The organism is Ruegeria sp. AM5 (assembly GCF_056540645.1).
The window spans coordinates 154,386-166,421 of record NZ_JBQFXC010000007.1 but is presented as its reverse complement, the minus strand read 5'-3'; the positions used below and the strand labels follow the sequence as shown (position 1 = coordinate 166,421).

The following is a 12,036-nucleotide window of genomic DNA, read 5'->3' as shown; positions in this document are numbered from 1 at the left end:
CTGGCGCGAGATTTCGACAGAACAGCAAGTTATGATCAATAGCCTGTCCAGCCGGTTCCTCATAACTGCTGCTCCAAAAGCTCTCGGCAAACGTTCGCTATGATCGTTCGTTGAGGTTTGCAAAGTCTGCTTTCTGCACAACTCGGACATTGACGGCAGTCGCGGTTGTCATCGCTTTCTGAAGCTTGTTGCCATCAATTCTCGTAAGACTTCTGCGTTCATTCCCAATCTCGCAAAAAATCAAGGCGCCGTTGATCAATGATCCGGCGCCTTGTTTCCCTATAAATCCTTAGGTTTGCGAGTTGTGGGCGCTAATGACCTTGTTTATGGGCGCCAAAACCGCCGAAATGGGTTCGTATTGCCTGGCGGTTCATGATTGCAGATAGCTTTTACGCCAAATCAGCCACACTTAGAATAACCGCAGCTGCGGCAGGTCATGCAGCCTTCGATCATCACCATGTCGAACTGACCACAGGATGGGCAAGCCTTGCCACGCGGGGCGTCCATGTTGACCACCTGCGCCTGAGGATCGGATTTCAGGCCCATGCCTTCGCCCTCAAGGAAGCCGATATTGACCATGTGTTGCTCGATCACGCCGCCAATCGCGGCCAGGATGGACGGAATGTACTTGCCTTTGACCCAGGCCCCGCCGCGCGGGTCAAACACAGCTTTCAGTTCCTCGACCACAAAGGACACATCGCCACCGCGTCGGAACACGGCCGATATCATCCGGGTCAAAGCCAGCGTCCAAGCATAATGCTCCATATTCTTCGAGTTAATGAACACCTCGAAGGGACGACGGCGTCCGGCAATGACGATATCGTTAATTGTCAGATAGATTGCGTGCTCGCTGTCCGGCCATTTCAGCTTGTAAGTCGACCCTTCAAGCGATTGTGGGCGATCCAGCGGTTCGGACATATAAACGACCTCGCCCCCGTCAACCTCATGCGGGGCATCCGCGCTTTCACCCGGCGCTTTGTCGTCGCTTTCCGATACGCTCAGAACCGAGCCGGTCACATCGTTTGGCCTATAGGTAGTGCAGCCTTTGCATCCCTGATCCCAGGCCTGCATATAGACGTCTTTGAAGGCGTCAAAGCTGATATCTTCGGGACAGTTGATCGTCTTCGATATCGAACTATCGATCCACTTTTGCGCCGCCGCCTGCATTTTTACGTGATGGGACGGGCTTAGTGTTTGCGCATTCACGAAATACTTGGGCAATTCGGCGTCGCCAAACTTGTCGCGCCACATCTGCACCGCATAGTCCACAACCTCTTCTTCGGTGCGCGAACCGTCCTTTTGCAGCACCTTGCGCGTGTAGGCATAGGCGAAAACCGGCTCGATCCCCGAAGACACGTTGCCCGCATACAGCGAAATCGTACCCGTCGGCGCGATCGAGGTCAGCAGCGCGTTGCGGATGCCGTGTTCGCGGATTGCGTCGCGCACATCGTCATCCATCAGTTGCATGGTGCCGCTGGCCAGATATTTCTCGGCGTCAAACAGTGGGAAAGCGCCCTTTTCCCTCGCCAAATCGACCGACGCCAGATACGCGGCGCGCGCGATTGCGTGCAACCAGCGTTCGGTCTGACGCGCCGCCTCGTCCGAGCCGTAGCGCAAACCCAACATCAACAGCGCATCGGCCAGACCAGTCACGCCCAGCCCGATACGGCGCTTGTCCTGCGCCTCGGCTTCTTGTTCGGCCAGCGGGAATTTCGACGCGTCCACCACGTTGTCCATCATGCGAACGGCGGTGGCCACCAGCTCTTGCAAGGCCTCCTCGTCCAGATGCGCGGCATCCTCGAACGGCTCGGCAACCAACCGTGCCAGATTGATCGAACCCAGCAGACAGGCACCATAAGGCGGTAGAGGTTGTTCTCCACACGGGTTGGTCGCCGAGATCGTCTCGACGTAATTCAGGTTGTTCGCCTGGTTGATCCGGTCGATAAAGATCACGCCCGGCTCGGCATAATCATAGGTGGCCTGCATGATCTTGTTCCAAAGATCCCGCGCCTGAACGGTGTGATAGACCTTTCCGTCAAATACCAGATCCCACGGTCCATCGGCCTTAACGGCCTCCATGAATGGATCGGTGACCAGAACCGACATGTTGAACATGCGCAAACGCGCCGGGTCGGATTTCGCGGTGATGAACTGTTCGATATCTGGATGGTCGCAGCGCATGGTCGCCATCATCGCACCACGACGCGAGCCTGCAGACATGATCGTGCGGCACATGGCGTCCCAGACGTCCATAAAGCTTAGCGGGCCCGAGGCATCCGCTGCGACCCCTTTCACATCGGCACCGCGCGGACGGATGGTTGAGAAATCGTAACCGATCCCCCCGCCCTGCTGCATGGTCAGCGCGGCCTCTTTCAGCATGTCGAAGATACCGCCCATGCTGTCGGGGATCGTCCCCATCACAAAGCAGTTGAACAGGGTTACCTGTCGCGCGGTGCCCGCCCCGGCGGTGATGCGGCCAGCAGGAAGGTATTTGAAATCCTCTAGCGCCTCATAGAATTTTTCTTCCCAATGCGCCGGGTCTTCTTCTACACGCGCCAGATCACGAGCTATGCGCCGCCAGCTGTCCTCGACTGTCTGATCGATGGGCGTACCATCCGCCTGTTTAAAGCGGTATTTCATATCCCAGATCTGCTCGGCGATGGGGGCGGCAAAGCGGCTCATTGGTGATTCCCTGTGCTGAAAGAGGCATTCAGATTAGCCCAGATCACATCTAAACCACAACACCTTGATGACAAGCGCATGAGGGCTACAATATAGGGATCACCCTTGGGACGACTCTGTGGGAAAGCTGTGGATAAGTACGTAAACCTCATCAAACTTTCGGTTGGGTCAGAAAGCGTCGACACGCTGATGGCGTGGCAAGACAGCCGCAAACCACTCTATGAGGACGGATACCCGCGCCACGTCACCCGCATGTGGCCCAAGCGCGACGCTGAAATTCTGAATGGCGGGTCGATCTATTGGGTGATCAAAGGTGTGGTCCAGTGCCGCCAGCGCATCCTGCGGCTGGATGAAGTCCGAGGCGAGGATGGCATCCGCCGCTGCGCCATCGTCCTGGACCCCGAGGTACACAGAACGCAGAACGCTCTGAAGCGTCCATTCCAGGGCTGGCGGTATCTCAAGCCTGAGGACACCCCTGCCGACTTGCCTAAAAATCGCGAGCAGGACGATGCCTTGCCCGACGACCTGAACCGCGCATTAGCGGAAATTGGGGTGCTTTAGGCCAACCTGTCCAGCAGCTCATTCAAAGCCGTCTTTTCAGCCGCATCGTATTTGGCCACGCGGCTGCGCCACAGCGTGGCCTGCGATTGCAGGATCAACCCATCCGACAGGATTTTCAGGTGGTTCGCCCGCAGTGTTTCCCCGGTCGAGGTGATATCGGCAATCGCCTCGGCTGTCTCATTCACCACCGTCCCCTCGGTTGCGCCCTGGCTGTCGACCAGCGTATAATCGGCCACTCCCGCTTCGGTCAGGAATTCGCGGACCAGACGGTGGTACTTGGTAGCGATCCGAAGCCGATGGCCATGCGCCCTGCGAAAACCTGCCGCCGCTGCATCCAAATCATCCAGAGTGTCCACGTCGACCCAGCAGGCTGGGGTTGCGATGATAAGGTCCGCCTTGCCGAACCCCAAAGGTGCAACCTCTTCCACCTGCTGTTCCCAGCGCGGCAGCTTTTCATGCACAAGATCGATGCCGGTCACGCCCAAATGAATGCGTCCCGCCGCCAGCTCGCGCGGAATCTCTCCTGCAGACAATAGGATCAGCGAGACGCCACCAATCCCATCAACCTTGCCCGCGTATTCCCGGTCTGATCCGCTGCGCGACAGTGTAATGCCGCGCTTTTCAAACCATGCAAAGGTCTTGTCCATCAACCGGCCCTTCGAAGGCACCCCGAGTTTCAGGCTCATTGCGCAGCCTCCTCGATTTCGAGCATCAGGTCCGGGCGGATCACGCCGCCAATTGCCGGAATCTCGGCCCCACCACCCAATTGCCTAGTCAGCGCATCATAGCGCCCACCGGTCGCAACCGGTGGCAGATCAGGGCGGCCTTCGGCGTAAAAGCCGAACACAAACCCGTCGTAGTACTCCATCGAGGTCCTGCCATAAGACGCCTCAAAATCCAGTGTATCCACATCCACGCCACGCGCCTGCAGGGCTGCGATACGAGCTTCCAAACGATCCAAAGCAGATGTGATCTGTGGCAGATCAACCGCAATGTCACGCAGTTGTTCCAGCGCGAAAGGCATGGTTTCGCGCACATTAAGCAGCGTCTCCAAACCGGCCAGTTCATTGTCCGAGATCGGCGGCGCAGCGCGGTCTTCGCGCAGGGCATCAATCCGTTCGAGAATTTCGGGCGTGCGGCGCTTGCCTATCATGGGCACGTCAATCGCCAATGGATCGACCGCGTCAAGCAGAGCATCGCGCCCCTCGAGACTAGCTTTGCGTCCGGCATATCGGTCCAGCAAAACGCGGAACCGGCGAGGCCGCCAGAGATGCCGCATCAGTGCAGCCTTACGACGACTAGTGGTCTTGAGACCCTCAACAGCGGCGATCAGAATACCGATATCACCTGTCGCTGCCCGCAAGGGCAGCCCGCGCAATTGCAGGGCAAATAACGAAAACACCTCGGCATCGGCTCCGGCGGGGTCTTCGCGATCAAATACTTCGTAGCCGACTTGGATATACTCATTAGCACGATCCGGATCGTGTTCCTGACGGCGGAACACTTCGCCGGAATAGGTGTATCTTGCTGGTTCAGCCCCGTCGGACATGTGCATCTGCACCACCGGCAGGGTGAAATCCGGGCGCAGCATCTGCTCACCCCGCAGCGCGTCCGAGGTTACGTACGCACGGGCGCGGATATCTTCTCCATAGAGGTCCAGCAGCGTCCCGGCTGGCTGCAGCAGAGGCGTATCAACCACCTGCGCGCCCGCCGCCTCGAACCGGACACGCATCATGGCGGCGCGGGCCTGTATTTGGGAACGGTTCGGCATGGGTCAGTCCTGATTGTCCAGAATCTCGCGCACCTTAGCGACCAGATCGCCGCGGGGCACTTCGAACTGGCTGGGCCGTTCTTTCCATTCCTCAAGCGTGGCGCTTTCGGCAATCTTGGCGCCAAGAATCAGGTCCTTGATCTGCACGATCCCATTTGCCTTTTCGTCACCGCCTTCGATCACCGCAATCGGAGAGTTCCGCTTGTCCGCATATTTCAGCTGATTTCCAAAGTTCTTAGGGTTGCCCAAGTAGACCTCGGCCCGGACCCCTGCATTCCTCAGTTCAGCGACCATCGTCTGGTAATCCGCCATGCGGTCGCGATCCATGACTGTCACAACCACCGGGCCAGTCGCTTGCGCCGCGATCCGCCCCTTTTCACGCAAAGCGGCCAACAATCGGTCAACACCGATGGAGATGCCGGTCGCGGGTACTTCCTGTCCGGTAAACCGCTTGACCAGATCATCATAGCGACCACCACCCGAGACCGACCCGAATTGCCGCTTGCGGCCCTTCTCGTCGTATATTTCGAAGGTCAGTTCGGCCTCATAGACCGGCCCAGTGTAATAGCCGAGGCCACGCACGACCGAAGGATCAATCTCGATCCGGTCCGAACCATACCCGCCTGCATCCAGCAGCGCACCAATCTGCTCCAACTCAGCGATCCCATCCGCACCGATCTCGCTGTCACCCACGGCGGCACGCAGGTTGGCCAGCGTTCCGGCGGTATCTGCAGCTTTAGAAGTCAGGAAGGCAATCACCGGCTCGGCCTGATCACCGCAAAGACCAACACCATCGATAAAAGCGCCAGAGGCATCCAATCGGCCTTTGGTCAAAAGCTCACGCACACCAGCCTCGCCCACCTTGTCGAACTTGTCGATCGTGCGCAGAACATTATCTCGGGCGGCGGCGTCTTCACCCAAACCCATCGCTTCGAGCACACCATTCAGAACCTTACGGTTGTTGACCCGCACCAAATAGTCACCGCGCGGGATTCCAACGGTTTCCAGCGTGTCCGACAGCATAGAGCAAATCTCGGCATCCGCAGCCATTGAGGCCGTGCCCACCGTATCCGCATCGCACTGATAAAACTGACGATACCGCCCCGGCCCCGGCTTCTCGTTCCGCCAGACCGGACCCATCGCATAGCGGCGATAAGGTGTCGGCAGATCGTTGCGGTGCTGCGCATAGACACGGGCCAAAGGAGCAGTCAGGTCATAGCGCAGGGCCATCCAGTCGCCATTGCCGCCTTCGTCAAATTCCTGCCATGCAAATACGCCCTCGTTCGGGCGGTCCACGTCGGGCAGGAACTTGCCCAACGCCTCAACCGTTTCAACCGCGCTGCTTTCCAAGGCATCGAACCCGTATCGATGATAGACACCCGCAATCGTCCGCAGCATCTCGGTGCGCTGCGTGACTTCCTCGCCGAAATAGTCGCGGAACCCTTTCGGCGTTACGGCCTTGGGGCGGGGCTGTTTCTTGGGCTTGGCCATGTGGGGCGTCCTTGGGATTTAGTGTTCCGCGCGCGGTCTATCCCATGGCCCGCATCGGAGCAAGGCGGGGTTTCTCTGGCCAGGGCGTCACAGGGTCGCTATGAGACGCCTATAAGGAGAGCCCCATGCAGCATCTGGAAGAGCAGATCGCCCATCTGACCCGCACGGTCGAAGAGCTGAACTCGGTCGTCACAAACCAACAGAACGAGATCGACCGCCTGACCCGCCGCGTCGAGATGTTGCTGCAGCGTGAAGCAGAACGCGCGCAGGAAGGTTCAGGCGGAGTTGTGTTCGGAGACGAACGCCCGCCGCATTACTGAGGGCAAGCTGATGGCGAGTGAGGACAGCAACGCGCAATGCGTGTGGATTGCTACGACGGTGAACAATATCAACGTCATAGAGGGTGTATCGCGCAGAGAATACACAGACAATTGGCGGAAAAAACAATCTGCCGAAGACGTCGAATGGTCGAAGAGCATCCTCCGTCAAGCCTCTCAAAGCTGGAAACGCGGTGATCTGCTGACCAAAGAACAGGTTGGTAGCGTTTATCATTACAATTCTAAAGCCGAGTATTATACGGCTCCATTCATCAATGGCGGTGGCAAGCCTATGGTTTCCCAATCCGCCAAATCCGTTCTGGAACAGTTCGATCTGGGGGACACGGTATTTCATCCGTTGACGCTGATGGATTCAACTGAAAACCATCTGACCACGTCCGAGCGGTATTACTTTCTGAACGTGTGCAACAAACGACCCATGGGTAATTATGATGTGCTGGGCCCGGAGGGGGATGTTCGGTCACCACTTAGCAATCGCTATGGTCGAACCTACCTTCCTAGAAGCAGTCAAGAAACCAAACTGGTAGTCATACCCGAAGCGTTGGGCGGACCGGACATCTGGCTGGACCCGAAAGTTCCAAAACTCTTCTTTTTGTCCGACCGTCTCGTCTCAGGCCTGAAAGCGGCCCAGATGGACAACGGCTGGGGCCTCATTCGTTGCCCGGTTGGCAGACTTTAGCGCCCGCAATAACCAGCGCTCGCTTACATCCCCAACGTCGATTTCACCGCGTTATCGACCACACCGCCCAGAAGGGCGTTCTTGTCGGCGGCACAGCCCTCGGACAGAGCGGCGATGAAGGCTTCGCGCAGTTGGGCCTTTTCCTCGTCAGTGGCCGCGTGATCTTCGATATTGATCTGCCGATTATAGAGTGACAAGGCCGTCATCTTTCCTACGACTTCGACAACAAAGGCTTCGTCCCCGTCGGCCGCTTCGGCGATCGAGGCGCATGTATAGTGCATCATAGGCAGGACGTCTTGCACCATCTGCTCAGCAGCCTCATCCGCGAAAGCAAACGTCGGAATAACAAACAGCGTGGCGCAGAAGGAAGATTTGATGGGATTTTTCAACATCATGATCACTTCCAGTTATGTCCGATTATGGCACCGGCCACCCCACCGACCGCAGCCCCTTTACCATCGCCTACCAGCGCGCCAACGCCCGCGCCGACCAAGGCCCCGGTAAGAGTGTTCTTCTTCTTTTTGTCGTCTGCATGTACCGCAGTGGCCAATGCCAGTGAACATGCTGCGGCGAGTGTAAATATCCTGAAAACATTGCCTGAACTTGCCATTTCGGAACCCTCCTGTGAAATGACCTTTGAGGATGTTCACCCAGCCTAGCGGGGTCCATCGCGTGTGGCAACATTACGGTTCGGGATCAGATTTCTTCGATCTCCGATATCCCCTCGAGCGACTTCAGCGCGCCTTTGATTTCTGGGTTGATCGGAAATTCCCGGCCCAGATCCATCTCGACCTCGCCTGGCAGTCCGGGATCGAACAGACAAACATAGACAGGTCCCTTGGCAACCCTTTTGGCTGAAGCCTCTGCGCCTTCCAGTACCGTGGCCATGTTCGGCAAAACCTTCGAATCCTCGACAAACACACGCAAACCCGTTGCACCCGCATCGGCCACAACTGTATCAACCGGACCAACGGAACGGCCCAGCAATTTCAGCTGATCGGCCTCCATGGTCGCTTCGGCCGTCAGTACCACCTGTGCGCCGGTTTCCAGAAACTCTCGGGATTTCTCCAGTGTTTCCGAGAATAACGTGACCTCGAATGCTCCGGTGGGGTCAGAGAGCTGGGCAAAAGCGAACCGATTGCCGCGCGCTGATTTCCTTTCTTGCCGTCCGGCAACGACGCCTGCCATCTTGGCAATAAATGGGCCAGAGCGCGCCTTTTCAGTCACCTGATCCAGTGTCAGTACCTGTTTGCGCTTCAGGGCCGGCATATAGTCATCCAGCGGATGGCCAGACAGGTAGAATCCGATGGCCTTGAATTCCTCGCTCAGGCGTTCGGCAGGTAGCCAATCAGGCGAAGGGGACAGACGCGGTTCGGGCAGGTCATCGCCTGCCTCGCCAAACAGGGAAACTTGGTTGGAATTCTTCTGCTCGTGAATCGCCGCCGAATACTGAACCAACGGATCAAGGCTTTCAAACACACGGCGACGATTTTTATCGAGCTCGTCAAAGGCACCGGCGCGAGCCAGCATCTCAAGCGGGCGTTTGCCGACCTTCTTCAGGTCAACACGGCGGGCGAAGTCGAACAGGTTTACGAAAGGCTTTTCGCCACGCCCCTCAACCACAAGATTCATTGCCTCGACGCCTACGTTCTTGAGCGCGCCCAGCGCATAGACCAAATGCCCATCGGCCACATCAAAGGTCGCTTGGGATCGATTCACGCACGGCGGAACATAGGGCAGCTGCAGCCCCTTGCGGACTTCCTCAAAATAGATCGCGAGCTTGTCGGTCAAATGGATATCGCAGTTCATGACACCTGCCATGAACTCGACCGGGTGGTTCGCCTTTAGCCAGCCGGTTTGATAGCTGACCACCGCATAGGCGGCGGCGTGGGATTTGTTGAAGCCATAGTTGGCGAACTTGTCCAGCAGGTTCCAGACTTCGGTCGCCTTGGCCTCATCCACATTGTTTTCGGCAGCACCTTTGAGGAACTTGGGCCGCTCTGCATCCATCGCCTCCTGAATTTTCTTACCCATCGCGCGGCGCAGCAAGTCCGCGCCCCCAAGGCTGTAACCCGCCATCTCCTGCGCGATCTGCATCACCTGTTCCTGATAGACGATGATGCCCTGCGTCTCATCCAAGATATGGTCGATGGACGGGTGCAGCGTGTCGCGTTCGCTAAGCTTGTTCTTGACCTCGCAGAACTTGGGGATGTTCTCCATCGGGCCGGGTCGATAAAGCGCGACGAGGGCGATGATATCCTCGATACAATCCGGCTTCATCCGCTTGAGCGCATCCATCATGCCAGAGGATTCAACCTGGAACACCGCCACCGTCTTGGCCGCCGAATAGAGTTTGTACGTCGCCTCGTCATCCAGCGGGATGGCGTTGATCTGATTTATTGCCCCTTCGGCGGGTTCATAGAGTTCCGTGCCATCGGGAGCTATGTGAAGGTCACGCCCTGACTTAAAGATCAAATCCATCGCGTTCTGGATCACGGTCAGTGTTTTCAGACCCAGAAAATCGAACTTTACAAGCCCGGCCTGTTCTACCCATTTCATATTGAATTGGGTCGCAGGCATGTCCGAACGCGGGTCTTGGTATATTGGAACCAGTGCATCCAGCGGCCGGTCTCCGATCACCACGCCGGCAGCGTGTGTCGAGGCGTTGCGCAGCAGCCCCTCGACTTGCTGGCCATATGTGAGCAGACGGTCAACGACCTCTTCATTGCGTGCCTCTTCCCTCAGGCGCGGCTCATCCTTCAGTGCCTTTTCGATGGAAACGGGTTTGACGCCTTCGACTGGGATCATCTTGGACAGGCGATCAACCTGCCCGTATGGCATCTGCAATACACGCCCAATATCGCGCACAGCCGCCTTCGACAGCAAGGCACCGAAGGTGATGATCTGCCCCACTTTGTCGCGCCCGTATTTCTGCTGCACGTAGCGGATAACCTCTTCACGGCGATCCATGCAGAAGTCGATATCGAAGTCGGGCATAGAAACCCGCTCGGGGTTCAGAAACCGTTCAAACAGAAGCGAATACCGCAGCGGATCAAGGTCGGTAATCGTCAACGCATAAGCCACCAGTGATCCCGCACCCGAGCCTCGCCCCGGACCCACCGGAATGTCATGATCCTTGGCCCATTGGATAAAGTCGGCAACGATCAGGAAATAGCCAGGGAAACCCATCCCTTCGATAATGCCAAGTTCGAAATCCAGCCGTTCTTGATATTCTTCGGAAGTCACGGCATGCGGGATCACGGCCAGACGTTTTTGCAGACCCTCGTTGGCGATGCGACGCAGTTCGGCGACCTCATCATCTGCAAACTTCGGCAGGATCGGGTCGCGGCGATAAGCCATGAAGGCGCAGCGTTGCGCGATTTCAACCGTATTCTCGACGGCTTCGGGCAGATCGGCGAACAGCGTCACCATCTCCTGCTGAGACTTGAAATAGTGCTGCGCGGTCAGACGTCGGCGACCGTCCTGCTGGTCGACATAAGCCCCCTCGGCGATACAGATCAGCGCGTCGTGGGCCTCGTACATGTCCGAAGTCGGAAAATAGACGTCATTGGTGGCCACCAGCGGCAAGTTCTTTTCATAGGCCATCTCGACATGACCGCGCTCGGTCAAGCGCTCGGCCTCAGGTTGGCCTCCTTCGCCTGGGTGACGCTGCAACTCAACATAAAGGCGATCCGGGAAAATCGCGGACAAACGATCCACCAAAGCCTCGGCAGCAGGGCGCTGACCTTGCTGTAACAGCAACCCTACGGGCCCGTCTGGACCGCCGGTTAAGCAGATCAAATCATCTGATCGTTCCGCCAATTCGTCCAAAGTGACCTGCGGCAACTGCCCGCTTTTGTCTACATACAGGCAGGAACTGAGCTTCATCAGATTCTCATATCCCACCTCGGATTGTGCCAGCAGCACCAGCGGCGCGGGTGATTTTGGCTTTTCTCCCGGCTGCGCCTGAACGTAACTGAGATCGACCTGACAGCCCATGATCGGTTGCACACCCGCCCCGCTGGCGGTGACCGAAAACTCTAAGGCCGAGAACATTGAATTGGTATCCGTCACTGCGACGGCGGGCATCTCCATCTTCTGGCACAGGTCCGGCAGCTTCTTCAGCCGCACGGCACCTTCCAGCAACGAATATTCAGTGTGAACGCGGAGGTGAATGAATCGGGGGGAACTGCTCATACAGGCTAAGCTATCTCAGCCAGCGACGTTGCAAAAGCGGGAACCGGCACCATCGAATGCCGAAAAAATCATCGGTGATTATTCGGCTTTTTCAGAAGGTGCTTCGGGCGCAGGAACGCACACCTTCCCAAAAAGTGTTTATTTTCAATTTGTTAAGCTTCACACATACACGACAATCATGGGCCGCTCGGGTGCAATGGTGTATCATATAGGCAGTTTTTCTTGCCAGATAAGGTACGCTGTTTCTAACATCTGACGGCAAGCTACCGCCCGCCACTCTTTCTACGTCGCATCGAAGGAGGGCCGAACGGGCGCAA

The 12,036-nt window shown here is 57.2% G+C and carries 10 protein-coding genes; 3 read left to right on the top strand and 7 right to left on the bottom strand.

Features of this window, described 5'->3' with window-relative positions; genetic code table 11:
- Positions 1 to 399 precede the first annotated feature (399 nt).
- Positions 400 to 2,682 carry an adenosylcobalamin-dependent ribonucleoside-diphosphate reductase gene (locus ACR0AH_RS16505; protein ID WP_170733008.1) on the bottom strand — a complete coding sequence of 761 codons (2,283 nt, stop codon included), beginning with the start codon at positions 2,680 to 2,682 and terminating at the stop codon, positions 400 to 402.
- Positions 2,683 to 2,811: 129 nt separating this feature from the next.
- On the opposite strand from ACR0AH_RS16505, the gene ACR0AH_RS16500 reads away from it, so the two are divergent.
- Entirely contained in the window at positions 2,812 to 3,243 is a 432-nt protein-coding gene (locus tag ACR0AH_RS16500) for a DUF1489 family protein (RefSeq protein ID WP_170392480.1), read from the top strand.
- Here the strand turns inward: ACR0AH_RS16500 and hisG are convergent.
- Genes hisG through hisS form a run of 3 tightly spaced genes read right to left on the bottom strand, consistent with a single transcriptional unit; the run spans position 3,240 to position 6,505 of the window.
- Positions 3,240 to 3,929 (bottom strand): ATP phosphoribosyltransferase, encoded by a 690-nt coding sequence (hisG, locus tag ACR0AH_RS16495; protein WP_170401909.1) that lies wholly within the window; start codon positions 3,927 to 3,929, stop codon positions 3,240 to 3,242. The genes ACR0AH_RS16500 and hisG overlap by 4 nt on opposite strands.
- Positions 3,926 to 5,014, bottom strand: coding sequence for an ATP phosphoribosyltransferase regulatory subunit (locus ACR0AH_RS16490; RefSeq protein ID WP_480587988.1), 1,089 nt, complete (start codon positions 5,012 to 5,014; stop codon positions 3,926 to 3,928). Before ACR0AH_RS16490 ends, hisG begins: the two co-directional genes overlap by 4 nt.
- Before the next feature lie 3 nt (positions 5,015 to 5,017).
- Positions 5,018 to 6,505 carry a histidine--tRNA ligase gene (gene hisS / locus ACR0AH_RS16485; RefSeq protein WP_480592823.1) on the bottom strand — a complete coding sequence of 496 codons (1,488 nt, stop codon included), beginning with the start codon at positions 6,503 to 6,505 and terminating at the stop codon, positions 5,018 to 5,020.
- Positions 6,506 to 6,630: 125 nt separating this feature from the next.
- Between hisS and ACR0AH_RS16480 the strand changes: the two genes are divergently transcribed.
- Together ACR0AH_RS16480 and ACR0AH_RS16475 are read left to right on the top strand one after the other, a co-directional pair.
- Positions 6,631 to 6,825: a SlyX family protein gene (locus ACR0AH_RS16480; protein WP_170392484.1), complete on the top strand. Its 195-nt coding sequence runs from the start codon at positions 6,631 to 6,633 to the stop codon at positions 6,823 to 6,825.
- Positions 6,826 to 6,835: 10 nt separating this feature from the next.
- The gene (locus ACR0AH_RS16475) at positions 6,836 to 7,522 is read left to right on the top strand and encodes an imm11 family protein (RefSeq protein WP_170625175.1); all 687 of its coding nucleotides are present in this window, start codon (positions 6,836 to 6,838) and stop codon (positions 7,520 to 7,522) included.
- Between the two features lie 23 nt (positions 7,523 to 7,545).
- Here ACR0AH_RS16475 and ACR0AH_RS16470 read toward each other — a convergent pair whose 3' ends face one another.
- The 3 genes from ACR0AH_RS16470 to dnaE form a co-directional block, all read right to left on the bottom strand.
- Positions 7,546 to 7,917: a YmgD family protein gene (locus tag ACR0AH_RS16470; RefSeq protein ID WP_170625174.1), complete on the bottom strand. Its 372-nt coding sequence runs from the start codon at positions 7,915 to 7,917 to the stop codon at positions 7,546 to 7,548.
- Between the two features lie 2 nt (positions 7,918 to 7,919).
- Entirely contained in the window at positions 7,920 to 8,132 is a 213-nt protein-coding gene (locus ACR0AH_RS16465) for a YMGG-like glycine zipper-containing protein (RefSeq protein WP_170392486.1), read from the bottom strand.
- A gap of 86 nt (positions 8,133 to 8,218) precedes the next feature.
- Positions 8,219 to 11,719: a DNA polymerase III subunit alpha gene (dnaE, locus tag ACR0AH_RS16460; RefSeq protein WP_480592821.1), complete on the bottom strand. Its 3,501-nt coding sequence runs from the start codon at positions 11,717 to 11,719 to the stop codon at positions 8,219 to 8,221.
- Positions 11,720 to 12,036 lie beyond the last annotated feature (317 nt).